Origin of the sequence: Micromonospora lacuserhaii, from assembly GCF_036902735.1 — a bacterium.
In the GTDB taxonomy this organism is placed as follows: Bacteria; Actinomycetota; Actinomycetes; order Mycobacteriales; family Micromonosporaceae; genus Micromonospora.
Genome location: NZ_JBAKHO010000011.1, coordinates 131,213 through 155,883 on the forward strand (window position 1 = coordinate 131,213; position 24,671 = coordinate 155,883).

At 74.8% G+C, this 24,671-nt stretch carries 19 protein-coding genes and 1 pseudogene; 9 read left to right on the top strand and 11 right to left on the bottom strand.

What is annotated here, in order from left to right; all coding sequences use genetic code 11:
* The 3 genes from V6U81_RS10910 to V6U81_RS10920 all read left to right on the top strand — a co-directional run bounded on the left by V6U81_RS10910 (position 1) and on the right by V6U81_RS10920 (position 3,811).
* On the top strand, positions 1-966 hold the full coding sequence (locus V6U81_RS10910; protein ID WP_334487477.1) for a carbohydrate ABC transporter permease: 966 nt from the start codon (positions 1-3) through the stop codon (positions 964-966).
* Positions 967-1,032: 66 nt separating this feature from the next.
* Entirely contained in the window at positions 1,033-2,097 is a 1,065-nt protein-coding gene (locus V6U81_RS10915; protein WP_334487479.1) for a LacI family DNA-binding transcriptional regulator, read from the top strand.
* A 43-nt stretch (positions 2,098-2,140) separates the two neighbouring features.
* On the top strand, positions 2,141-3,811 hold the full coding sequence (locus V6U81_RS10920; RefSeq protein WP_334487550.1) for a glycoside hydrolase family 13 protein: 1,671 nt from the start codon (positions 2,141-2,143) through the stop codon (positions 3,809-3,811).
* 386 nt (positions 3,812-4,197) lie between these two features.
* On the opposite strand, the gene V6U81_RS10925 is transcribed toward V6U81_RS10920, so the two are convergent.
* The 3 genes from V6U81_RS10925 to xylA are packed head-to-tail and all read right to left on the bottom strand — an operon-like array spanning position 4,198 to position 8,379.
* Complete coding sequence (locus V6U81_RS10925; RefSeq protein WP_334487481.1) at positions 4,198-5,628, bottom strand: MFS transporter; 1,431 nt, start codon at positions 5,626-5,628, stop codon at positions 4,198-4,200.
* Positions 5,629-5,677: 49 nt separating this feature from the next.
* On the bottom strand, positions 5,678-7,180 hold the full coding sequence (locus V6U81_RS10930; RefSeq protein ID WP_334487483.1) for a xylulokinase: 1,503 nt from the start codon (positions 7,178-7,180) through the stop codon (positions 5,678-5,680).
* 11 nt (positions 7,181-7,191) lie between these two features.
* Complete coding sequence (xylA, locus tag V6U81_RS10935; RefSeq protein WP_334487486.1) at positions 7,192-8,379, bottom strand: xylose isomerase; 1,188 nt, start codon at positions 8,377-8,379, stop codon at positions 7,192-7,194.
* Between the two features lie 51 nt (positions 8,380-8,430).
* On the opposite strand from xylA, the gene V6U81_RS10940 reads away from it, so the two are divergent.
* From V6U81_RS10940 to V6U81_RS10950, 3 genes are all read left to right on the top strand, one after another.
* Entirely contained in the window at positions 8,431-9,693 is a 1,263-nt protein-coding gene (locus V6U81_RS10940) for an ROK family protein (protein WP_334487489.1), read from the top strand.
* A 130-nt stretch (positions 9,694-9,823) separates the two neighbouring features.
* On the top strand, positions 9,824-11,500 hold the full coding sequence (locus V6U81_RS10945) for a PP2C family protein-serine/threonine phosphatase (protein ID WP_334487491.1): 1,677 nt from the start codon (positions 9,824-9,826) through the stop codon (positions 11,498-11,500).
* Positions 11,497-12,522 carry a cobalamin B12-binding domain-containing protein gene (locus V6U81_RS10950; RefSeq protein WP_334487496.1) on the top strand — a complete coding sequence of 342 codons (1,026 nt, stop codon included), beginning with the start codon at positions 11,497-11,499 and terminating at the stop codon, positions 12,520-12,522. The genes V6U81_RS10945 and V6U81_RS10950 overlap by 4 nt, the downstream gene beginning before the upstream one ends.
* Before the next feature lie 30 nt (positions 12,523-12,552).
* Here the strand turns inward: V6U81_RS10950 and V6U81_RS10955 are convergent, their stop codons facing one another.
* On the bottom strand, positions 12,553-13,059 hold the full coding sequence (locus tag V6U81_RS10955; protein ID WP_334487553.1) for a MarR family winged helix-turn-helix transcriptional regulator: 507 nt from the start codon (positions 13,057-13,059) through the stop codon (positions 12,553-12,555).
* A 95-nt stretch (positions 13,060-13,154) separates the two neighbouring features.
* On the opposite strand from V6U81_RS10955, the gene V6U81_RS10960 reads away from it, so the two are divergent.
* A complete protein-coding gene (locus tag V6U81_RS10960; RefSeq protein WP_334487498.1) occupies positions 13,155-14,285 on the top strand; it encodes a PP2C family protein-serine/threonine phosphatase in 1,131 nt (376 codons plus the stop codon).
* Between the two features lie 16 nt (positions 14,286-14,301).
* Here V6U81_RS10960 and V6U81_RS10965 read toward each other — a convergent pair whose 3' ends face one another.
* From V6U81_RS10965 to V6U81_RS10995, 7 genes are all read right to left on the bottom strand, one after another.
* Positions 14,302-15,789, bottom strand: coding sequence for a sugar transferase (locus V6U81_RS10965; RefSeq protein ID WP_334487500.1), 1,488 nt, complete (start codon positions 15,787-15,789; stop codon positions 14,302-14,304).
* Between the two features lie 210 nt (positions 15,790-15,999).
* Complete coding sequence (locus V6U81_RS10970) at positions 16,000-17,736, bottom strand: VWA domain-containing protein (RefSeq protein WP_334487503.1); 1,737 nt, start codon at positions 17,734-17,736, stop codon at positions 16,000-16,002.
* Positions 17,737-17,900: 164 nt separating this feature from the next.
* Positions 17,901-18,941, bottom strand: a complete 1,041-nt coding sequence (locus V6U81_RS10975) for a lactonase family protein (RefSeq protein ID WP_334487506.1) — start codon at positions 18,939-18,941, stop codon at positions 17,901-17,903.
* A 138-nt stretch (positions 18,942-19,079) separates the two neighbouring features.
* Positions 19,080-19,682 (bottom strand): GTP-binding protein, encoded by a 603-nt coding sequence (locus V6U81_RS10980; RefSeq protein ID WP_334487508.1) that lies wholly within the window; start codon positions 19,680-19,682, stop codon positions 19,080-19,082.
* Positions 19,663-20,052 carry a DUF742 domain-containing protein gene (locus tag V6U81_RS10985; RefSeq protein ID WP_334487511.1) on the bottom strand — a complete coding sequence of 130 codons (390 nt, stop codon included), beginning with the start codon at positions 20,050-20,052 and terminating at the stop codon, positions 19,663-19,665. Before V6U81_RS10985 ends, V6U81_RS10980 begins: the two co-directional genes overlap by 20 nt.
* The gene (locus V6U81_RS10990; protein WP_334487514.1) at positions 20,042-20,464 is read right to left on the bottom strand and encodes a roadblock/LC7 domain-containing protein; all 423 of its coding nucleotides are present in this window, start codon (positions 20,462-20,464) and stop codon (positions 20,042-20,044) included. Before V6U81_RS10990 ends, V6U81_RS10985 begins: the two co-directional genes overlap by 11 nt.
* A complete protein-coding gene (locus V6U81_RS10995; protein WP_334487517.1) occupies positions 20,464-22,788 on the bottom strand; it encodes a sensor histidine kinase in 2,325 nt (774 codons plus the stop codon). The genes V6U81_RS10990 and V6U81_RS10995 overlap by 1 nt, the downstream gene beginning before the upstream one ends.
* A 595-nt stretch (positions 22,789-23,383) precedes the next feature.
* On the opposite strand from V6U81_RS10995, the gene V6U81_RS11000 reads away from it, so the two are divergent.
* The gene (locus V6U81_RS11000; RefSeq protein ID WP_334487519.1) at positions 23,384-23,977 is read left to right on the top strand and encodes a hypothetical protein; all 594 of its coding nucleotides are present in this window, start codon (positions 23,384-23,386) and stop codon (positions 23,975-23,977) included.
* Positions 23,978-23,990: 13 nt separating this feature from the next.
* Positions 23,991-24,671, top strand: a pseudogene (locus V6U81_RS29165) (hypothetical protein); the annotation flags it as partial.

The window sequence follows — 24,671 nt, forward strand, 5'->3', positions numbered from 1 at the left end:
ATGACCACCGCCACGCCCACCGTCCCGGCGGGCACCCAGGCCACCGGGAAGGGCCCCTCCGTCGCCGGCCGGGTCCGCAAGCGCCTCAACACCCGTACCGCGACGCTGGTCTCCATCGTCATCGCGGTGCTCTGGACGATCCCCACCTTCGGCCTGCTGATCTCGTCGCTCCGGCCGGAGGACCAGATCAAGAGCAGCGGCTGGTGGACGGCCTTCAGCGACCCGCAGTTCACCCTGGAGAACTACCAGGAGGTGCTCTTCGGCGGCTCCTCCTCGTCGGGGCAGCTGGCCAGCTACTTCATCAACTCGCTGGCGATCACCATCCCGTCGGTGCTCTTCCCGCTCGCCTTCGCGTCGCTCGCCGCGTACGCCCTGGCCTGGATCAACTTCCGTGGGCGGGACTGGCTCTACATCGCGATCTTCGCGATGCAGATCGTGCCGCTCCAGATGGCCCTCGTGCCGCTGCTGAAGTTCTTCTCCACCGGCGTCACCCTCGGCGGTGTCACCCTGATGCCGGCGTGGGACCTGGTAGACGAGCAGAAGTTCGCCCAGGTGTGGTTCGCGCACACCTGCTTCGCGCTGCCCTTCGCCGTGTTCCTGCTGCACAACTTCATCGCGCAGCTGCCCAGGGACCTGATGGAGGCGGCCCGGGTCGACGGGGCCACCCACCCCAAGATCTTCCGCACCATCGTCCTGCCGCTGGTCGCCCCGGCGCTGGCCGCGTTCGGCATCTTCCAGTTCCTCTGGGTCTGGAACGACCTGCTGGTGGCGCTGATCTTCGCCGGTGGCGGCAACGAGACCGCCCCGCTCACCGTCCGGCTGGCCGAGATGGCCGGCACCCGGGGCAACGAGTGGCAGCGGCTCACCGCGGGCGCATTCGTCTCGATCGTCGTACCGCTGACCGTGTTCCTCTCCCTCCAGCGCTACTTCGTGCGAGGCCTGCTCGCCGGCAGCGTCAAGGGCTGACCCGGGTACCGCCGCCGCCCGGCATCACCGGGCGGCGGCGGGGGTCGGGCGCGGAGCGGGGGTACCGTGACCAGAATTGATGACGTGGCCCGGCTCGCCGGGGTCTCGACCGCCACCGTCTCCCGTGCGCTGCGCGGGCTGCCGACGGTCTCGGCGGCGACGCGCCGCCGGGTGCTCGCCGCCGCCGAACAGCTGGAATACGCGGTCTCACCCAGCGCCTCCCGGCTGGCCGGCGGCCGGACCGGCACGGTCGCGGTGGTGGTCCCCCGGATCACCCGGTGGTTCTTCGGCACCGTCGTCGAGGCCGTGGAGGACTTCCTCCACCAGTCCGGGTACGACCTGCTCCTCTACAACCTCGGCGGGCGCGAGCAGGTCCGCCAGCGGGTGCTGCGCACCGCCAACCTGCACAAGCGGGTGGACGCCATCATGCTGGTCGCCACCCCGCTGCGGCCGGCCGACCTGACCGCGCTGGCCACCCTGGAACTGCCCGGCATCACCATCAGCTCCGGCACGGTGGTGCCCGGCTGGCCCTGCGTCCGGATCGACGACGTGGCCGCCGCCCGCACCGCCACCCGGCACCTGCTCGACCTGGGGCACCGGCGGATCGCCCACATCTCCGGCGACCCGGACGACGAGCTGGCCTTCACCACCCACCTGGACCGCCGCCGCGGCTACCAGGACGCCCTGCGGCAGGCCGGGGTGCGCCCCGACCCGAGCCTGGACATCGAGTCGCAGTTCACCATCGACGGCGGCACCCGGGCCACCGCCGAACTGCTGGCCCGGGGCGAGCCACCCACCGCGATCTTCGCGGCCTGCGACGAGATGGCGATGGGCGCGATGACCGCGCTGCGCGACGCCGGGCTGCGGGTGCCGCAGGACGTCAGCGTGATCGGCGTCGACGACCACGACCTGGCCGGCGTGCTCGGGCTGAGCACCATCGCCCAGCCCGCCGCCGAGCAGGGGCGACTCGCCGCCCGGCTGCTGCTCGACCCGCTCGGCGCGCGCACCGCCGAGGCGTACCCCCGGCGGGTCCCCGACCCCCGCGGCGGCGCCGACACGCCCGGCGGCCCGGTGATCCTGCCCACTCGCCTGGTGGTGCGTGAATCGACCGCGCCGCCCCGGGAACACTGAACGGATTCGACCGCCCGCACCGGCTCGACACAGGGAGAAGGCTCTGAACACCGACGCGACGCAGCAGGACCAGCCCGGGGGCGTGACGCCCGGGTGGTGGACCGAGGCCGTCATCTACCAGATCTACCCGCGCTCCTTCGCCGACTCGAACGGCGACGGCATCGGCGACCTGCCCGGCATCACCGCCCGGCTCGGCCACCTCACCGAGCTGGGCGTCGACGCGGTCTGGCTGTCGCCGTTCTACCCGTCGCCCCAGGCTGACGCGGGGTACGACGTGGCCGACTACCGGGACGTCGACCCGCTCTTCGGGCGGTTGGAGGACGCCGACAAGCTGATCGCCGAGGCCCGCGCGAAGGGGCTCCGGGTGATCGTCGACCTGGTGCCGAACCACACCTCCTCGGCGCACCGGTGGTTCACCGCGGCCCTGGCCGCGGCCCCGGGCAGCCCGGAGCGGGCCCGGTACGTCTTCCGCGACGGCCTCGGCCCGGACGGCGACCAGCCGCCGAACGACTGGCAGAGCGTCTTCGGCGGCCCCGCCTGGACCCGGGTCACCGACCCCGACGGCCGGCCCGGCCAGTGGTACCTGCACCTGTTCGACACCGGCCAGCCCGACCTGAACTGGGACAACCCGGAGGTCCGGGCGGAGTTCCTGGACGTGCTGCGGTTCTGGCTGGACCGCGGCGTCGACGGCTTCCGGGTGGACGTGGCGCACGGCCTGATCAAGCAGGCGGACCTGGCCGACTGGCAGGAGCCGCAGGAGATCCTCTCCGGCAACGAGGTGGCGAAGCCCCGGCCGCCGATGTGGGACCAGGACGGCGTGCACGAGATCTACCGGGAGTGGCGCCGGGTGCTCGACTCCTACGACGGCGAGCGGGTCCTGGTCGCCGAGGCGTGGGTGGAGCCGGCCGAACGGCTGGTCCGCTACGTCCGCCCCGACGAGATGCACCAGGCTTTCAACTTCGAGTACCTGCTCGCCTCGTGGACGGCGCCCGCCCAGTACGCGGTGATCACCCGCTCGCTGGAGGCCACCGACGGGGTCGGCGCGCCGACCACCTGGGTGCTCTCCAACCACGACGTGGTGCGGCACGCCTCCCGGCTGGGCCTGACCATCGGCGGCGGCCGACCCAACGGCATCGGCATCGGCGACCCGCAGCCGGACGCCGCGCTCGGCCTGCGCCGGGCCCGAGCGGCCACCCTGCTGATGCTGGCCCTGCCCGGCTCCGCGTACCTCTACCAGGGCGAGGAGCTGGGCCTGCCCGAGCACACCACGCTGCCGGACGAGGCCCGGCAGGATCCGACCTGGGAGCGCAGCGGGCACACCCAGCGCGGCCGGGACGGCTGCCGGGTGCCGATCCCGTGGGAGGCCGACGCGCCGTCGTACGGCTTCGGGCCGACCGACGCCAGCTGGCTGCCGCAGCCGCCGCTCTGGGCCGAGTACGCCCTGGACCGGCAGCGCGGGGTGGCCGGCTCCACGTACGAGATGTACCGCACCGCGCTGGCGCTGCGGCACGAGCACGGGCTGGGGCGGGGCACCCTGAAGTGGCTCGCCTCGGGCGACGAGGTGCTGACCTTCCGCAACGGCGCGCTGACCGTGCTGACCAACTTCGGCGACGCGCCCGTGCCGGCGCCGACCGGCGAGGTGCTGCACAGCAGCGCCCCGCTGGACGCCAACGGCCGGGTGCCGACCGATGTGACTGTCTGGGTCCGCGCCTGACGACCGCCCGAGCCGGTCCCCGCCACGAGGCGGAGGCCGGCTCGCGGCGTCTCCCGGGGGCGGCTCGCGGCGTGTTCGGGGTAGCTCGCGGCGTGTCCGGAGGTGGCTGGCGGCGCTTTGGAGCACGCCCGGCACGCTCAGCAGTGGGCACCGACCAGGCTGACGATCCAGACGAGCACGACCAGCCCGGCGGAGCCACCGTTCCGTCGCTACGAACTTGATGCCGTGCACGTCATCGGGCGGCACGACCGCCGCGGGCCGAGCGGTGATACATCCACGACATCAAGTTCGTAGCGCACGCACCACCTCCCCCGCCGCCCGCTGGTCGAAACCGCAACGGTTCCGGCCGAACGGCACGGGTCACGCCGGAGGGCACCCGGCCGGCGTCAGAGGCGATCGGCGTGGGCATGGCGGTCGGCGCGGGCGTGCAGCAGCTCGTGCACGGACTCGATGTCGCCGGCCGAGGTCCGCGACGCCAGCCAGTACATCAGCCCGGTCGGGATGAAGAAGAGCTGGAAGGCGGCCAGCCCGACCGCGTAGTTCAGCGGCGGCGGGAACGCCGCCCGCAGCGCGTGGAAGGCCACCCCGACCAGCCCATTGCCGGCCGCCCGGCCGACCCCGTTGACCAGATTGCCCAGGCTGTAGACGGTGCCGCGGTGCTCGGGCGGGTTGACGTCGGCGATCAGGGCGAACCAGTTCGGCGAGTTCGCTGAGGTCAGCGCCAGCGCGACGACCGCGGTGAGCAGGCTCAGCCCGACCGTCGGTTCGGTCACCACGCTGGCCAGCACCGCCCGGACGATCGTCCCCGCGCCGGCGCCGTCGGGCACCACGATGCGTACCGGGACGAGGAACAGGACCAGGTAGAACGGCAGCGCCGCGAGGATGCCCACCGCCGCGACCAGCGCCCGGCCCCGCCGGGTACGCCGTTGCAGCGCGTCGCCGACCAGCCCGCCGACGATGGAGAGCACCCCGCCGAGCTGGAACAGGGTCGCGAAGACGCTGCCCACCACGACGGCGGTGGCCGACGAGTAGCCCTGCGCCTGGGCCCGCTCGGCGAAGAGCACCGGCAGCCAGACCAGCGACCCGAACGCCGCCTGCGCGGTCAGCCCCTGGAGGATCAGCCACCGGTTGGTCCGCCGGGCCAGGATCCGGGGCAGGTCGGCCCGGGTTATCCGGTAGTCGTACTCGACGCCGGCGTCGAGTGCCGCGGCCAGCTCCGGCTCGCTCTGCCCGCGCCGGATGTCGTACGTGAAGAGGTAGGCCACGGTGGCGACCAGCCCGACCACGCTGAGCACCAGGAACGGGCGGCGCCAGTCCGTCGCGCCGAGGATGCCGCCGGTGAGCGTGCCGGCCAGCGTGCCGACCCCCTGCGACAGCCCCCAGAAGCTCATCACCAGGCCCCGCCGGCGAGGCGAGATCAGGTCGGTGACCACGGAAAAGCCGACCGAGCCGACCGCGCCGAGCCCCACCGCGGCCAGCAGCTGCGCGGCCAGGAAGGTGGGGTAGTTCTCGGCGAGCGCGCCGCCGCCCGTGCCGGCCGCCCAGATCAGGGTGCCCACCATGAGCAGCGGCTTGCGGTTGGTCCGGTCGCCGACGTACGCCCAGGCCACCGCCGCCACCGCGCTGACCAGGAAGCTCACGGCGGTGACCAGGCCGAGCCACCGCTGCGGTACCCCCAGCGCCCCGGAGATCGGCCCGTACAGCGGCGGCACCAGGCCGATCGCCACGTTGTCCAGCGAGGCGAGCACCACGAACACCACGACGCTGTAGAACCGGTGCGCCGCGTTCCCGCGCCCGGAGATCCTGGTGCTGGTCATGACCGGCAGCCAACCAGGGACAGATCACGGACCGGTGACCACCCCCGACTCAGCGGTGGCCGCACCGGTCGAGGGTGTGGTCGCGGGCGGCGGCGTACCGCTCGCGGATGGTGGGGGCGGGCTCGGCGGCGTACTCCTCGGTGCCGGTGAGCGGCCACCCGGGTGGCGCCGCGCCACCCAGGGCGACCCAGGCGGCCTGGCGGGCCGCCCCGTCGGCGACGTACTCCCCCGGCGGCGGCACGACCACCGGCCGGCCGAAGACCTGCGGCGCGATCCGGCGCACCGCCGCCGAGCGGGCCCCGCCGCCGACCAGGATCACCCGGTCGGCGGTGGCCCCCTGGGCGGTGAGCGCGTCCAGCCCGTCGGCGAGCGCGCAGAGCATCCCCTCCACCGCCGCCCGGGCCAGGTGGGCCGGGGTGGAGGTGCGCAGGGTGAGCCCGTGCACCGCGCCGGTGGCGAGCGGCCGGTCCGGGGTCCGCTCCCCCTCCAGGTAGGGGACCATGACCAGCCCGTCCGCGCCGGGCGGGGCGGCGAGCGCCAGGTCGCTCAGCTCGTCGAGGCCGACCCCGAGCAGGACCGCGGCGGCGTCGAGCACCCGGGCCGCGTTGAGGGTGCAGACCAGCAGCAGGTACCGCCCGGTGGCGTCGGCGAAGCCGGCCACGATGCCGGTGGGGTCGGCGGCCGGCGCGTCGGCCACCGCGAAGACCGTGCCGGAGGTACCGATCGAGACGACCACGTCCCCGGGTCCGGCGCCGACGCCGAGCGCGGCGGCGGCGTTGTCCCCGGTGCCCGGGCCGAGCACGATCCCGCCGGGTCCGGCACCCGTCGGCCCGGCCCCGGAGCCCGGGACCGCGCCCGGCCGGGCTGCCGCCGACCGGTCGCCCAGCACGGCCGGGTCCAGGACCCCGGCGGCCTCGGCCGGGCCGAGCACCGTCGGCACCGCCACGACCCGCCCGAAGGCCCGTTCCAGCAGGTCGAGGCGGTACCCACCGGTCTGCGGCGACCAGTACCCGGTGCCGCTGGCGTCGCCCCGGTCGGTGCGCAGCGCGTCGAGGCCGGGTGCGCCGGCCAGGCGCCAGGTCAGCCAGTCGTGCGGCAGGCAGACCGCCGCCACCCGGGCGGCGTCGGCCGGTTCGTGCCGGGCCAGCCAGCGCAGCTTGGTGCCGGTGAAGCTGGCCACCGGCACGCTGCCCGTCGCCTCGGCCCAGAACCGGCGGCCCGCCTCCCCGCCGCCCGCCTCGGCGATCAGGTCCCGGGCCGCGCCGGCGGAGCGGGTGTCGTTCCACAGCAGCGCGGGACGGACCACCTCCCCCGCCTCGTCCAGGCAGACCATGCCGTGCTGCTGGCCGGCCACCGAGACGGCCGCCACGTCGGCCAGCCCGCCGGCCGCGTCGACCGCCGTCCGTAGCGCCGCCCACCAGGCGGCCGGGTCGACCTCGGTGCCGTCCGGGTGCGGCGCCCGGCCCTGGCGGACCAGCGCGCCGGTCGCCGCGTCCCGGACCACCACCTTGCAGGACTGGGTCGACGAGTCGACCCCCGCGACCAACGGCATGACGGCCCGCCTCAGCGCGCGCCGAGCAGGTGCTCGACGGCGAGCTGGTTGAGCCGGACGAAGCCGAAGCCCCTCGCCCCGGCAGCCTCCGGGTCGAACGTCTCGAACGCGGAGGTGTCGGCCAGCAGCCCGGCGTGCCCCTCCCCGGGGTTCAGCGTCGGGGTCGCCAGGTCGGCCACCCGACTCGCGGCCAACGCCTCGGCCACCTCCGGATCGGCGCGGAACGCCGCGGCCCGCTCCCGGAGCAGGAGGTAGGTGCGCATGTTCGCCGCCGCCGACTCCCACACCCCGGCGATGTCCTCGGTGCGGGAGGGCTTGTAGTCGAAGTGCCGGGGCCCGTCGTACGCCGGAGTGCCGCTCGGGCCGCCGTGCTCCAACAGGTCGACCAGGGCGAACGCGTTGAGCAGGTCACCGTGGCCGAAGACCAGGTCCTGGTCGTACTTGATGCCGCGCTGGCCGTTGAGGTCGATGTGGAACAGCTTGCCCTGCCAGAGCGCCTGGGCGATGCCGTGCGCGAAGTTCAGCCCGGCCATCTGCTCGTGCCCGACCTCCGGGTTGAGCCCGACCAGCTCGGGGCGGGCCAGGGTGGAGATGAACGCCAGCGCGTGCCCGACGGTGGGCAGCAGGATGTCGCCGCGCGGCTCGTTCGGCTTCGGTTCGAGGGCGAAGCGCAGGTCGTAACCCTGATCCACGACGTACTGGCAGAGCAGGTCGACGGCCTCCCGGTAGCGGTCCAGGGCGGCCCGGACGTCCTTGGCCAGGTCGTACTCGGCCCCCTCCCGGCCACCCCACATCACGAAGGTGCGGGCGCCGAGCTCCGCGGCGAGGTCGACGTTGCGCAGCACCTTGCGCAGCGCGTACCGCCGGACGTCGCGGTCGTTGCTGGTGAAGCCGCCGTCCTTGAAGACGGGGTGGGTGAAGAGGTTCGTGGTGACCATCGGAACCACCAGGCCGGTCTCGTCGAGGGCCTTGCGGAACCGGGCCAGCCGGGCGTCGCGGGTGGCCGTGTCCGCGCCGAAGGGGACCAGGTCGTCGTCGTGAAAGGTGATCCCGTACGCGCCGAGCTCGGCGAGCCGGTGCACCGCCTCCACCGCGTCCAGCTCCGGGCGGGTGGCGTCGCCGAACGGGTCGCGGGCCTGCCAGCCCACCGTCCAGAGACCGAAGGAGAACTTGTCGGCGGGGGTGGGACGGGGTGCCATGGCAGACCTCCGGGGTGGTGTCGTCCGCAATTTGTTCAGTGATTGAATTAAATGACCCGGCTGTGGCACTGTCAAGGAGTGACCAGCACCCGCACCGACGGCGCGGTCCGACAGGGCAGCCTGCGCGAACTCAACCTCGCCGTGGTGCTCGGCCGGATCGCCGCCGCCGACCGGCCGCCCTCCCGGGCCGGCATCGCCGCCGAGACCGGCCTGACCCGGGCCACCGTCTCGGCGGTGGTCGACGGCCTGATCAACGGCCGGCTGGTGACCGAGGCCGACCCGCCGCCCCGGGCCGGCGCCGGTCGTCCCGCCCGCGGCCTGCTGCTCGCCCCCGACGGCCCGGCCGGGCTCGGGCTGGAGATCAACGTCGACTACCTGGCCGCCTGCGTGGTGGACCTCACCGGCGCCGTCCGGCACCACGAGGTGCACCGGGCCGACCTGCGACCGCTCTCCCCCGCCGACGCGCTCGCCCGACTGGTCGAGCTGGCCCGGCGGGCCCGGGCCGCCGCCGACGACACCGGGCTCACCCTGGCCGGGGCCGCCCTCGCCGTACCGGGCCTGGTCGACGCGCACGGACTGGTCCGGCTCGCGCCCAACCTGGGCTGGCGGGACGTCGACGTACCCGCCCTGCTCGCCGCACACCCGACGCTCACCGCGACGGTCGACGGCGTGCCGGCCCTGATGGTGGAGAACGAGGCCAACCTCGCCGCCCTCGGCGAGCTGCACGCCACACCCGCCGGGCCACGCAGCTTCCTGCACGTCTCCGGTGAGATCGGCATCGGGGCCGGGATCGTCCTCGACGGCGCGCTCTTCCGCGGCGTCCGGGGCTGGAGCGGGGAACTCGGTCACATGCCGGTGGAACCCGCCGGCCGGCCGTGTCGGTGCGGCGGGCGAGGCTGCCTCGAGACGTACGCCGGCCAGGAGGCCGTGCTGGCCGCGGCCGGGCTGGCCGGCGCGGACCTGCCGGCCGACACCGCCGCCCGGCGCCTCGCCGACCTGGCCGGGGCGGGCGACCCGGCGGCCCTCGCGGCGCTGCGCGCCGCCGGCACCGCGCTCGGCGTGGCCGTGGCCGGCGTGGTGAACCTGCTGGACCTGGACACCGTGGTCCTCGGCGGTGGATACGCCACCCTCGCGCCCTGGCTGCGCCCGCCGGTCGTCGCCGAGCTCGCCGACCGGGTGTTGACCGCGGCCTGGTCGCCGGTCACCGTCCGCGCCGCTGCGCTCGGCCCGGCCTCCGCCGCGGTCGGCGGGGCCGGATCGGTGGTTCGCCGGATCATCGCCCGTCCGTCCGGTTGGCTGGCCCGCACGGGGTGAGCCGGGGTTCCTCGATGGGCGATCCCGATCCGGCGTCGGTACCCTTTCCGTCAGGCAACCATCCCCCACCCGAGGAGTGCACGACCAGCATGCGCAGAGGTCGACAGGCCGAGGCGCCCGGCGACCGGCGGTGACGACGACCCGCCGGGGTGGGCAGGCCGGCCCGGTCAGCGGCGGTGGACGGGTGTCCCGTCCGCTGCCCCGACCGGCCCCGGAACCGCTGCTGCCCGCCGACTCCCGGCTCGCCCGCGAGCTGCTGGACGGCCTGGCCGAGGCGGTGGTGACCACCGACCGGTCGGGTGTGGTCACCCTCGTCAACGCGATGACCGGTGAGCTCCTCCCCGAGCTGACGCCCGGGACCGACCTCGCCCGCTGCGCCGTGCCGGCGCTCGCCCGGGCGGTCGGCCACGGCGCGGAGACCTTCGACACCGAACACCGCGGTCGGCGGCTGCGCGGCGTCCGGCGCCCGCTCGCCGGCGGCCGGTGCGCCTGGTACGTGCGGGACGTCACCGAGGAACAGGCCCGCACCGACGCCCTGCTGGCCGAGCGGTCCCGGACCGCCTTCCTGGCCCAGGCCGGCAGCCGGCTCGGCCTCTCCCTGCACCGCGAGCAGACGCTCCGGGCCACCGCCACCCTGCCGGTTCCCTACCTCGCCGACGCGGCCCTGGTCATCCACCACGCGCCGCCGCCCTCCGACGACCTGCCGCACTGGATCCGGTACGCCGACGGCGAGCCGGGCCCGGTCGCGGGCGTCGGCAGCCACGAGCTGACCGGTTCGGTGCCCGGGCTGGCGGAGGCGCTGGAGGGCGACAGCACCGACCCCAGCCCCTGGCTCGACGCCGAGCTGGCCGACCTGGCCACCGTGCTGCCCGAGTCCTTCGGCCAGCCCGGCACCCTGCTGATCAGCCCGATGCTCAGCGCCGGTGGGCCGGCCGGGGCACTGATCCTGATCCGCCGCGCCGGGCGTGCCGGCTTCGACCAGCGCGACATCGAGCTGGCCCGGGAGTTCTCCGCCCGGGCCGGCGCCGCGGTCGCCACCGCCGAGCTCTACGGCGAGCAGGCCCACCTGGCCCGGGTGCTCCAGCAGAGCCTCCTGCCGCCGCAACTGCCGCCGGTACCCGGGGTCACCCTGGCCGGCGGCTACCGCGCGGCCGGCGACAGCCTGCGCATCGGCGGTGACTTCTACGAGGTCTTCCCCACCGCGTCCGGCGGGATGTTCGCCCTCGGCGACGTCTGCGGCAAGGGCGTCGGCGCGGCGGTCCTCACCGGGCGGGTCCGCCAGTCGTTGCAGACCCTCCGGCTGGTCGAACAGCGCCCGCTGGAGCTGATCCGGCTGCTCAACCGGGCGCTCTTCGACGCGCCCGACGCAGCCCGGCGCGGCCAGTTCACCACCCTGCTGCTCGGCGTGACGGCCCAGGATCCGGACGGTGGGGTCCGGATCCGGATCGCCGGGGGCGGCCATCCGTCCCCGCTGCTGGTCCGCCCCGACGGCGGGATCGTTTCGGTTCAGGTCGGCGGGATGCCGATCGGCGCATTCACCGACGCCCGCTTCGTCGAGGCGGAGGTCCGCCTCGCCCCCGGTGAGCTGCTGCTGGCGTACACCGACGGGGTGACCGAGGCGCGCGGCGGCCCGGCGGCGGTGGAGATGTTCGGCGAGACCCGGCTGCGCCAGGCGCTCGCCTCGGTCGCCGGCCTGCCGCCCGGAGCGGTGGTGGACCGGCTGCTCCAACTGGTCGACGAGTGGCTGGACGGGCAGGGCCACGACGACATCGCCATGCTGGCGGTCTGCGCGGCGGACCAGGCGTGACCGGAGACGACCCGGAGCCGGCCGGCCCGCCGCGACGGGTCGACCAGACCGCGGTCGAGGCGTACCTCGACTCGCTGGACCGGGCCGATCCCGGCGGTGCCACCCGCATCGCGCTGGACCTGCTCGACGCCGGCTGCTCGGTCGCGGACGTCCTGGTCGACCTGGTCGCCGTCGTGCAACGGGAGGTCGGCCTGCGCTGGCTGACCGGCCGCTGGAGCGTCGCCCAGGAACACGCGGCGACCCACGTCAGCGAGCTGGTGGTCGGCGCGGTGGCGGGCCGGACCCCTCGCCGGGCCAGCCGGGGGCACACGGTGATGGCCTGCGTCGAGGGCGAATGGCACGCGCTCGCGGCCCGGATCGTCGCCGAGGTGGTCCGCGCCGCCGGCTGGCGGGTGACCTTCCTCGGCGCCAGCGTGCCGGCCCGGCACCTCGTCTCCTACCTGCACCAGACCGGTCCGGACGCGGTGCTGCTCAGCTGCGTGCAGCCCAGCTGGCTGATCCGCGCCGGTCGGATGATCGAGGCGTGCCGGTCGGCCGGGGTGCCGGTGGTCGCCGGCGGCCCCGGGTTCGGCCCCGCGGGCCGCTGGGCGGCGGCGGTCGGGGCGGCGGCATGGGGGGAGACCGCCCGGGACGCCGCCCGGCTGCTCGACGGGCCGCTCTTCGGGGCCGTCAACACCGGCCCCGCTCCGGTGCCCGGCAGCGACGAGTACGTGGCGGTGCTGCGCCGCCGCCGGGAGATCGTCCAGCTCGCCGTCCGCGACCTCGACCCGCCCGAGGAACGCGCCGAGGACTTCGCCACCGCCGTGGCGCACCTGGTGGACGCGCTGGCGGCGGCGATCCGGGTGAGCGACCCGCGGCTCCTGGTCGACTTCGCCGGCTGGCAGGAAGAGGTCCTCACCGCCCGGGGCGGCCGGCCGCTGCTCGACACCGTGCTCGCCAGCTGCGTCGCCGCGCTGGCCGAGCACCCGCACTCCTGCGACTACCTGCGGCTGACCCGGGAGGCGCTGGCCGGACGGGCCTGACCGCCATCGGGCCGCACCCGCCACGCGGGGTCAGGCCGAACGGGCCACCGAGCCGTCCTGCCGTCCGTCGCGGGCCGACGGGGGCAGCACGGCCGGCCACTCCAGCCGGTTCCCGACGGCGCCCTCCCGCTCCCGGGCGACCCGGTCGAACTCGCGGAGCCCCCGCAGCAGCGCCGCGCGGTCCTCGCCGGCCATGCCGGCGAGCACCTCGGTCAGCCGCCGCCGGCGGTCCTGCCGCAGCTCGGCGAGGAGCCGGTGGGCCTCCGGGGTCAGGTGCAGGGAGATCTCCCGCCGGTCCGCCCGGCCGGGCTCGCGTTCTAGCATGCCGGCGGCGACCAGCCGGTCGCACAGCCGGCTGGCCGAGGAGAGGAGCATGTCCAGGAGCGTGGCGAGCCGGCGCAGGTTGATCCCGTCGTGCCGCTCCACGACCATCACCGCGCGCAGCTGGGCGCTGGAGAGGCGACTGGTGGTGCCCTCCCGCGCAGCCTCCCAGACGGCAAGCAGGGCCCCCGCCGCGGCATCCAGCTCGGCGACCATACTCACTTCTGGTCCCGCGGGACCCTGTTCTTCGGCCATGGTGGGCTGAAGACTACCCGGCGTACCAGGTCGACGGCCTGTCTGAAGGAGTGACGATGAGTGGACCCGAGGACCGGGCACGGCGGGTGCTGATCGACGCACCGGCTGATCTGCTGCTCGACCGGCTCGGTGCGGAGCTGGCCCGGGACTACCAGGTCACCGAGGTGGAGCTGTACCAGGTCGACTACCGGCTATCGGTGCTGCTCCCGTTCGGCGACGGCGAGGGGCTCACCGGCCCGGGCCACCCGGCGTGGCGCTGCTTCGACCACCAGGAGCCGGTGCTGGCCAACGGCGCCGGTTGGTTCCCGGTGGGGATGCGCGGCGAGCGGCGCGGCGTGCTACGGCTGGCCCCGGTGCCGGACGACGCCACCGTGCTCGCCGAGCTGGACGGCATCGCCACCGCGCTCGGGCACGAGCTCGCCGCGGTCTCCGAGGGCACCGACGTCTACCGGGCGGCCCGGCGGACCCACCGGCTCACCCTCGCCGCCGAGATGCAGTGGGAGCTGCTGCCCGGGCGCAGCCGGATCCGCCCCTCGTTCAGCCTGGCCGGCCAGCTGGAGCCGGCGTACGCGGTGCGGGGCGACAGCTTCGACTGGTCCGACGACGGGAACCGGCTCTGGCTCTCCACGATCAACGGGACGGGCGAGGGGGTGGCCGCGTCGATGCTGACCTCGCTGGCCACTCACGCCCTGCGCAACGCGCGCCGGGCCGGGCTGGCCCTGGCCGACCAGGCGGCCCTCGCCGACCAGGCGATCTACGCCCTGCACCGGGGCGAGCAGCACCTCTCCGTTCTGCTGCTGGACCTCGACCTGGCCTCGGGCGAGCTGACCGTGGTCGACGCGGGCTCACCCCGGCTGGTGCTGCTGCGCGACGGCGAGGTCAGCGAGCAGGAGCTCGAGAAGCAGTTCCCGCTCGGCATGTTCGAGGGCACCGACTACCAGGAGCAGCGGTTCACGCTGCGCCGGGGGGACCGGCTCTTCGTGGTCAGCGACGGCGTGATCGACGCGACCGGTCAGAACGTCCGGTACGGGGAGACCGCGCTGGACCGCTTCCTGCGCCGGACCGGGCCGATGGAGCCGCTGGACGCCGTCCGGTCGCTGATCGGCGACCTGCGGGCGTTCGTCGCCGGTGACCTGGTCGACGACGCGGTGGTGGTCTGCTTCGACTGGACCGGCCCGCAGCCGTGACCGCCGCCCGGCCGGGTCAGTAGGCGCCGCGGCTGCGCAGCACCGCGCCGAAGGTCTTCCAGAGGATGGTCAGGTCGGCGGCGAGCGACCAGTTCTCGACGTAGTAGAGGTCGAGCCGGATGCCGTCCTCCCAGCTCAGGTCGGATCGGCCGCTGACCTGCCAGAGGCCGGTCATGCCCGGCTTGACCAGCAGCCGGCGGGCCACGTCGCCGTCGTAGCGGGCCACCTCCGACGGCAGCGGCGGGCGGGGGCCGACCAGGCTCATCTGACCGAGCAGCACGTTGACCAGCTGGGGCAGCTCGTCCAGCGACCACTTGCGCAGCAGCCGGCCGACCCGGGTGACCCGCGGGTCGTCGCGCATCTTGAACATCAGGCCGTCGCTCTCGTTGCGCGCGGCCAGCTCGGCGAGCAGGGCGTCGGCGTTGGCCACCATGGTCCGGAACTTGAGCACCCCGAACTCCTGGCCGCCCTGCCCGACCCGGACCTGGCGGAACAGCACCGGGCCCCGGCTGTCCAGCCGGATCGCCAGCGCGACCATCCCCAGCACGGGCAGCAGCACCAGCAGCGCCAGCGCGGCGGCGGTGCGGTCGACGAACTCCTTGACCAGTTTGCGGGCGCCCCGGAACTCGGGCGCCTCGACGTGGATCAGCGGGAGGCCGGCCACCGGGCGGGTGTGGATGCGCGGCCCCGCCACGTCGGTGAGCGCGGGGGCGACGACCAGGTCGACGCCGGTGCCCTCCAACTGCCAGCCGAGCCGGCGCAACCGGGCCGCGGTCAGCTCGCCGGAGGCGGTGACCGCGACGGTGTCCGCGCCGATCGCGACGGCCGCCTCCGGTATGCCTCGCAGCGAGCCCACCACGGGCACGTCGCTGAGCCGCTGCGGCACCGGCGCGAGCAGCGCGTCCGGGATGCAGGCGCCGACGACGTGGTAGCCGGCGTACGGCTCGCGGCGCAGGGTGTGTACGAGTTCCAGCACGTGTGCGGTGTCGCCGACCACGAGCACCCGGCGGGACCAGCCCGCGCCCTTGCAGCGGGCCAGGTGCAGGCGCTTGCGGGCGGCGAACCGGGTCACCACCAGGGCCACCGTGCCGACCGCGAAGGAGATGCCCAGGAAGCCACGGGAGACCCCGACGTCGGCGATGTAGCCGACGATGGCGATCGCACCGGCCAGCCGGAGGCTGGCGGAGCTGACCCGGCGGTACTCGTCGGCGCCGTAGCCGAGCACCCGGTCGTCGTAGCAGCGCAGCGCCTTGAGCGAGACCAGCCAGACGAGCACCAGACCGGGGGCCACCAGGACGTACGGGATCTTGGAGCCGACCGCCACCCCCTCGCCGAAACGGGCGGCGTAGCCGACGAGGACCGCCAGGGAGAGAACGGTGGTGTCCAGCACCACCAGGGTGCGGACGTAGGCCCGCTGCTCGGTGCGGGAGAAGCTGCTCGGCGGGCGCGCACCACCCGACGCCGGTGCGATGCGGGCGGGCGTGGACAGCGTCGCCGAGGTCACCGAACCTCCCTACTTCGATACGGGCCGCTCCGGGCTCCCGCCACCCGGTCGGGCGCCGGCGCCGGAGCACTCCCGACATCCTGTCTTGAAATGATGCTCACCGATTGCTTCGGACGTATTACCGTCAGTTTCCTATCCCGCTCGGGGCCGGAATGCGAACCGCCGCACCGGTTCTACCGATGCGGCGGTATTTTCGCACTGTGCCGCGACTCAGCGCGGTGCGTTCGGTCGCAGGGCGATCGCCCGCAGGAAGATGTCGCCGATCTTGGTCGGATCCGCGGTGACGAAGGGCGCCCCACCGGTGACGTCGGTGATCGACTGGAGCTCGGCCCTGGAGACCTCGTTACCGATACCGATGATGACCACCTGCACCGGACGCTCCGGGTCGTTGAGCTTCTTCAACTGGCTGACCAGCTGGGCCTGGGTGATGCCGTTCTTGTCGTCGTTCTTGCCGTCGGTGAAGAGCACCACCGAGTTGACCTTGCCGGGCTCCCAGTCCTGCTGCACCCGCTTGTACGCCTCCAGCATGGTGTCGTACAGGCCGGTGTTGCCCTTGGACGGCCGGATGCTGGCCAGCCCCTGCTCCAGCAGGCTGCGGTTCGTCGAGAGCGGCTTGATCGGCACCACCTGCACCCAGTCCTGCGCACCGCGCAGCTCGGTGGAGAAGGTCCAGAGGCCGATCGACCAGGAGTCGTCGAAGAGTCCCAGCCCTCGGGTGGCCGCCTCCACGGTGACCTGCTCGCGGCTGAGGCCACCGGCCGTGGGGACCACCGTCTTCATCGAGCCGGAGACGTCGATGACGCAGAGCATCCGACCGGACTGGGTGGCGATCGACCAGCCGGAGACCGCACGCTCTATGACGACGGGGTCCAGGCCACCCGCAGCGGTCCCGCCCCCCGGCGGCACCGTCGCGCCGCCCCCGGCCGGGCTCGGCGCGCCCTGCGGGGCCTTGAAGCCCTCGGCCCAGTTGCCGTCCGGGGCGCGCAGCGACTGGGCGGCCAGCCGGTTGCGGAAGTCCTGTCTGGTGAGCAGCTCGAAGAGGACCTTGGCGGCGGACGCCTTGGCCGGCTCGACGCCGGGCAGCACCGCGTACGGGTAGTCCAACGGCATCGGCGACGGTTCGAGGTAGAGCGCGGCCAGCTTGATCGGCGGCTTGGTCGCGTTGTACGCGATCACGTCTTCCTCGGAGAGCGCGGCGGCACCCAGCCCGGCGGCGATCGCCGTCGGGTCGTTGGACCGCGGGAAGCGGGCGAGCAGGTCCTGCCGCAGCGCGGACCGGCCGGTGGCCAGGGCCCGCAGCGCGCCGGTGGTCGCCTTCTGCGCGTCGACGCCGGACCCGCTCGCCGCCGCGGTCAGCGAGAGCAGCCCGGAGAGGCCGGCCGCGTCCTGGGTCGGCTCGACGATCCCGGCCCGCAGCGGCTTGTCGCTGCTCACCGCGCGCAGCATGTCGGTCCAGGCCAGCTTCTTGTCCGGCCAGCCCAGCCGGGAGGCGACCGGCTCCGGCATCGCCACCACCACCGGGCTGCGGGCGATCGAGGCGCCGTTGGCCGGCGCGAACGCGGCGGCGCCGTTCTTCAGCCGCAGCAGCCAGGTGGAGGAGTCCGGGATCCAGATGTCCGGGGTCACCGCCGTGCCGCTGGCCTGACCGACGCCGGCGAGGCTGGCGCCGTGCTTGCTGGCCACTGCGGCGGCCACGTCCACCGGCTCGGAGGCCGCCACGTTCACCCCGATGCAGGTGCCACCGACCGCCGCGCCGCCCTCGACCCACTGCGCCGCGGCGGCCTGCACGGCCGGGGCGATCTCCGGGGCCGCCGCTACCGAGAGCTGGACCTGGCCCGTGCAGGACGGCCCCGCCAGCTGCTGGTAGCCGAACCAGGAACCGGCGACCACGACGGCGAGAGCAGTCGCCGCTGCGGCGGCTCCTGCTCCACGGATACTTGAACGCATGCGATGGCGGCCAGACACGCTGACCATCTTGCGTATCCGGTCCGGTTCGTGCCACAACCGTTCGGACGAAAGTTACGCAGGAGAAACAGATGATCTCACTTTTCGCACTGTGAGTAGTCAGTCAGTGTCGCGCCGTCGCTGCTGTCCACTTCGGACAGCACGGGTCAGGGCAGGACGCAGGTTGGGCTGAATACCGGCACCGGCTCACCGACCGGCACCGGCACGCCCGACGACGGGTCGACCCGGAACACCCGGACCATGTCGGCCCGCTCGTCGGCGACGTAGAGGTGCGGCCCGGTCAGCACGAAGTGCCGGGGCCACTCCCCGCCGGTCTCCACCTCGGCGACCAGCCGGGGCAGCTCCCCGTCGAGCGCGAAGACGGAGACCGTCCCCACCCCCCGGTTGCCGACGTAGAGGAACCGGCCGTCCGGCCCCACGGTGATCTCCGAGGGCTGGACGTGCCCGGCCCGCTCGCTGGCGTCCACCCGGCCCCGCTGGTGCAACGCCCCCTCCGGGGTGAGGTCGTACGCGGTGACCGTCGCGTCCAGCTCGCCGGCGAGCCAGCAGCGCCGCCCGTCCGGGTGCCGGGCCAGGTGCCGCGGCCCGGTCCCCGACCCGGTACGGACCCGGGGCGCCCGGGGCACCAGCCGGCCCGAGGCGGCGTCGAGGTCGTACCGGTAGACCGAGTCGGTGCCGAGGTCGACCGCGAGCAGCGGGCCCCGCCCCGGGTCGGGCGAGACCATGTGGGCGTGCGCCTTCTCCTGGCGCTCCGGGTCCGGGCCGTGCCCCTCGTGCACGACCAGGTCGCTGCGCTCCCCCGGCACGCCCCGCTCGTCCAGCGGGAGAACCGCCACGCTGCCGCCGCCGTAGTTGGCGACGAAGAGGTGCCGGCCGTCCGGGGCGACCGCCAGGTGGGCCGGCTCGGCGCCCCCGGTCGCCCGGACGGCCAGCGGGCTCAGCTCGCCCCGCTCGCCGACGGCGAAGGCGCTGACCTCCCCCTCCGGCAGCTCGTTGACCGCGTACAGCACCGGCAGGGTGGGATGCCGGACGAGGAAGGACGGGTTCGCGGTGACCGCGACCGTGCCGAGCGGGGTGAGCTCTCCCGAGTCGGGATCCCGGCGGGCGGCGACGATGCCGTCGCCCCGTCCGCCGCCCTCCGCCGTGTAGCCGCCGATGTGGACGATCGTGCCGGTCACCCGCGCCACCCCTCTGCCGAATCCTGTCCCGATCACACCAGAGGCTTCCCGGTCGACCGGACGGTTAGGCCTCTTTTCCCGGAATTCCCCGGCCGGTCGACCCGGCCGCGGCGGCGCGCGGGCGGCGACGCCGGCCCGCGCCGGGGGTCAGGCGACCGGGACCGGCTCGCCGCGCTGCCGGGCGACGTGCTCGACCAGGGAGATCAACACCAGCTTGCCGGACTGCCGCTCGCGCGCGTCGCAGAGCACCACCGGGACGTCCGGGTCGAGGTCCAGGGCCTGCCGGACGGCCTCCGTGCCGAACCGGCGGGCGTCGTCGAAGCAGTTCACCCCGACCACGAACGGCACCCCGCGCTGCTCGAAGTAGTCGATCGAGGGGAAGCAGTCGGCCAACCGTCGGGTGTCGGCCAGCACCACCGCACCGAGCGCGCCGAACGCCAGCTCGTCCCAGAGGAACCAGAACCGGTCCTGCCCCGGGGTACCGAAGAGATAGACCTGGAGGTCCTCGTTGATCGTGATCCGGCCGAAGTCCATCGCGACCGTGGTGGTGGACTTCTCCTCCACCCCGGAGAGGTCGTCGGTGCCGACGCCGGCCCCGGTCAGCACCTCCTCGGTCTGTAGTGGGCGGACCTCGCTGAGCGCGCTCACCAGGGTCGTCTTGCCGGCGCCGAAGCCGCCCGCGATGAGGATCTTGAGGGCCAGCGGGGCCCGCGTGGCGATCGCCCCCCGATCAGAGCGCACGTAGTCCACTGACCACCGCCTTGAGGATGTCGTTGTCGGGAAGTCCGGCGGCGGCCGGCGGCTGCTGCACCGAGACCAGGCCCCGGGCGAGCAGGTCGCCGAGGAGGACCCGGACCACGCCCACCGCGAGGTCCAGGTCCGCGGCGAGGTCCGCCACCGCGACCGGCCGCCGGGCCAGCTCGACCAGCCGACGGTGCTCCGGTTGCAGGCCCGGCAGGGCGGACGGGTCGACGTCGGCGGTCGCCCGCACGAAGGCGACCAGGTCGAAGCCCTCGACGCTGGGCCGGACCCGACCGCCGGTGAGCGTGTACGGGCGGACGACCGGCCCGGCGGCGGCGTCCATCCACTCGTGCTGGGGGCCCGGCGGCTCAGCCCGCATCGGCGGCTTCCACCGTCGCCCGGGCCGGCGCGGTGAGGTTCTCCCCCACCCGGACGACCAGCATGGCCATCTCGTACGCCACCAGACCGATGTCCGCGTCCGCCGCGGCGACCACGGCCAGGCACGCGCCCTGGCCGGCGGCCGTCACGAACAGGTACGCCGACGCCATCTCCACCACCGTCTGCCGCACCCCGCCGGCCGCCAGGTGCCGGCTGGCGCCCTTGGCCAGGCTGGAGAAGCCGGAGGCCAGGGCACAGAGGTGCTCGGCGTCGGCGCGGTCCAGCTCGGCGGAGGCGCCGAGCAGCAGGCCGTCGGCGGAGAGCACCACCGCCTCCCGGGCCTCAGGCACGCGTCCCACCAGCTCGTCGAGCAACCAGCCGAGATCGGCGCTCTGCCTCGTCGTGTGCACCACTAGGCGTCCCTCTCAATCGCGGTCGGGGATTCGGGGGCCGGCGCGGGCCGGTCGGGAGGGCCGGTCGACTCGTCGGTGCGGGCGCCGGCCTGAACGTCGGGGCCCTCCGCCGGCACGGGCCGGACCGCCCCGCCCTCGCGGCGCCCGCGCGCCGTGCCCGCCTGGAGGGCGGACATCTGCCGGCGCATCTCCTCCGGCGAGCGGGGCGCCGGCTCGGCGGTCACCGGCGGGCGGGGGCGGACGGGCGTGCCGCGCCGACGGACCCGACGGGGCAGGCCGTCGCCGTCCGGGGCCGCCTCGACCGTGGAGGCGCGAGCCGGCGCGAACGGCAGCACGGTCTGGTCGGGCCGTTCCCGGGTCCGGGCGGCTCGCGGCGGCCGGGGCAGCGTGGCCAGCCGGGCGACCGGGGCGTCGGGGCGGGACGCGGCCGGCGGGGCGGTCGGCTCGTCGGTGACCAGGTCCGCCGGTACGAGCACCACGGCGGTCACCCCACCAGGTTGCTCGGAACGCAGGGTGACCCGGACCCCGTGCCGGTCGGCCAGTCGGGCCACCACGAAGAGGCCGAGCCGCGCGCTGTCGGCCGGGTCGAACTCGGGGGCGCGGGCCAGCCGCCGGTTGGCGTCCTCGACCGCCGGCGCGGACATGCCCAGCCCGTGGTCGGTGACCTCGACGACGTACCCCCGGGGCACCCGCTGGCCGTTGATCTCGACCCGGCTCTCCGGCGGGGAGAAGACGGTGGCGTTCTCGACCAGCTCGGCGAGCAGGTGGATGACGTCGGCGACGGCCCGGCCGAGGACGCCGGCCGGCTGCACCGTCCCGATGTCCACCCGGTCGTACGCCTCGACCTCGGAGACCGCGCCGCGGATCACGTCGAGCACGGCGACCGGCTGGCGCCAGCCGCGGCCGGGCGCCGCTCCGGCGAGGATGACCAGGTCCTCGGCGTGCCGGCGGAGCCGGGTGGCCAGGTGGTCGACCCGGAACAGCTCGGCCAGCTCGTCCGGGTCCTCGACCCGGCGTTCCATCCCGTCCAGCAGCGCGAGCTGCCGGTGCACCAGGCCCTGGGTACGCCGGGCGATGTTGAGGAACACCTCGTTGAGCCCCCGGCGGAGGGTGACCTCGTCGACCGCGGCCCGCACCGCCGTCCGGCGGACCTCGTTGAAGGCCCGCCCGACCTCGCCGATCTCGTCGCCGCCGTACTCCAGTGGCGGCGCCTCCCGGGCGACGTCGACCTGCTCGCCCCGGCGCAGTCGGGCGACCACGTCGGGCAGCCGGTGCTCGGCCATCTCCAGCGCCGCGCTGCGCACGCCGGTCAGCCGGCGGGCCAGCGTCCGCCCGACCCGAACGGCGACCAGGACCGACACCGCGATCGCGGCGAGCCCGAGCACCCCGGCGACGCCGAGCCGGACGAGGATCCCCACGGCGACCGGCACGGACCGGTCGGCCAGCCCGTCGGCCTCGCTCAGCTCGAAGTCCCGCAGGCCCTGCTGGACGGCGTCGTGGCTGGTCTGCCAGGCCCGGGCGTCCACCGGCGGGCGGCCCGACGGGCTCCCCCGCAGCAGCGCCTCCTGCATGCTGCGCAGCCGGACGAAGTCGTCCCGCTCGATCAGCCGCTGGTAGGCGCTGCGGTCGGTGGCGGGGAGGTCGGCCACGGCGGAGTCGGCCAGGAACCGCTCGTTGCCGATGGTCTGCACCAGCCGCAGGTGCTCGCCCTCGGCGAACCGCCCGGTGGTCAACGCGCCGGTCAGCAGCGCGTCGGTCTGGCCGAGCAGCTCGCGGGAGCGGCCGAGCGCGGTGAGCGCGAGGGCCTCCCGGTTCAGATCCGCGTCCGGCAGCATCGCCATCGCGGCGAAGGTCTGGAAGGCGGAGGAGATCATGCCGGTGTAGAGCCCGATCGCCCCGGCCCGGTCGACCTGGCGTCGGTCGATGAAACCGCGACCGGCGGGCAGCGCGTCGAGGGCCGAGCCGAGCGCGTCGAGCCGGGCGTCCAGCCGGTCGTCGGCGGCGTCGCGCAGCCGCTGGCCGTCCATCCGCCGGCGCAGCTCGGCGACCGCCCCGTCGGTCCGGCGGCGCTGGTCGGCCAGCGTCGGCAGCGCGCCCGGGGTGGAGAGCTGCACCACCGAGGCCCGGCGCTCGCGCTGGAGTTCGGCGACCACCCGCTCCCCGGGCCGGCCCAGGTCGTAGAGGAGGGTGCGCGCGGAGAGCAGGTCGATCGCGGGACCGAAGGTGAGCGTGGTGGCGAAGATCCAGAGCGCCAGCAGGGCGGCCACCGGGGTGACGACCAGGGCGGTCAGCTTGGCGCGGATCGGCCAGTCGCGGGTGTTCATGAGTCCTCGCCCGGAAGGGGTGTCAGCGGGGGCGCCGGCACCGGCCGGGCAGCTTCCCGGCCGATGACCGGGCACCGGCACGGGCGCCTTGGGCAGGATACGTAATCCTTGGCCTCAGCACTACCGTCCGTCGCGCTGGTCACTACTGTGGACTGATCTTGGGCCGGGCCCGTCGGCGAACGGACGGTACTTCGGCAGGAGTCGTCGGCCTCCCGGGAGACCGGCCACGGAGGAGGTCGCCGCTCCGGTCGTCCACTCCGTACGACGCTGGGGGTCCGGGTAGGAGAACGACCAGCATCTTGTCGTCGGAGAAGTCGATGCCGTCGACCGGCACGCCGGTGCCGAGGCCTGCGGTGAGGGCGTGCAGGACGGCGTAGACCGCCTGGCCGGAGACCCGCCCCAGGCGGCCCCGGCTGAGCCGGGCCCGCTCGCTTTCTGGGACCAGTCAAGTTCTGGTGACGATCCCTGCTGTGGTTCCCGACATGCCGACCGGCGTTCCGGGTAAGCGCTACCGCACGGAATCGGTCAGGAAAGTCGCCGGGATCGGGATTGGCGATCAGTGGGCAGCGGGAATACCGGTGGCGAAGGAGGAGCCATGTCGCCCACGCAGGTAGTCATTCTGGTTCTCGTCGTACTGGTGCTGGCCGCGGTGGTCGCCGCGGCGGTGGTGGCCGGCCGTCGCCGGTCGCTGCGGCGGCGCTTCGGCCCGGAGTACGACCGGGTCGTCGCCGAGCAGGACAACCGCTCCGCCGCCGAGCGGGAGCTGCGGGACCGGGAACGCCGGCACGCCGAGCTCGAACTCACCCCGCTGGCCCCGGAGGCGCGGGCCCGCTACGCCGCGGCCTGGGAGGATCTCCAGGTCCGCTTCGTCGACTCACCGGCCGAGACCGTGGGCGACGCCGACGAACTGGTCGGCCGGCTGATCACCGAGCGCGGCTACCCCACCGGGGACTTCTCCGACCAGATCGCCCATCTCTCCGTCGAGCACGCCCGCACGCTGACCCACTACCGCGACGCGCACGAGATCCGGCTGCGCAACGAGCGGGGCGAGGCCAGCACCGAGGAGCTCCGCCAGGCCGTCGTCCACTACCGCGCCCTCTTCGCCGACCTGCTCGGCGCGGACCCGGTCCGGGGGGTCACGCCGGAGCAGCACCACCCCGACAGCCCCCACGACGTCACCAGCCGCTGAGGAGACCGCCACCATGCGCCAGGAAGAGCAGCAGCTGAACAACGACCACCCGGAGGCCGTCCGCTCCACGCCGGTGGCGGTACCGCCGCCCGGCGCGGTGGACGCCGCCGACACCCGGCACGACCCGGACGGGCGTGCCGACGTGCCCGAGGACGCGCTCGACGACCGCGGCACCTTCGACGACCCGTCGGTGACCGACCGGCGCGGCGACGACCTCGACGACACCCGCCCGTACGCCGTGCGGGACGCCGACCGTGACGCGGACGACGACCGGGACGACGCGGCCGACCCCGACGGCGACGGCCGACCGGAGTTCCACGAGCCCGCCCCGCTGCCGACCACCTTCGGGGCGACCTCGGTGGGCGACGCGGTGGCCGCCTCGGCGCTGGCTGGCGGCCGGCCGGAGGACGAACGGGACGCCCGGGGCGAGGACACCGCCCAGCCGGGCGACGGCGCGCCGGGGCGGACCGAGCCGTTCGACGACGAGCGGGCCGACCCGACCGCCGCCGACCGGATCCACGACCGGGACCGCTGGACGGCCGACGGCGACGGTCCGGAGACCGCGTCGCGCCACGACGACGCGCCCTCGGCCGGCGCGGCCGGCTACGGCGGCGCCACGCCGGCCATGGTCGACCCGGACGCCGAGGCGCCCGAGGGCGGCGCGGCAGCCGCCGCGGCGGGCGTCGGCGCGGTG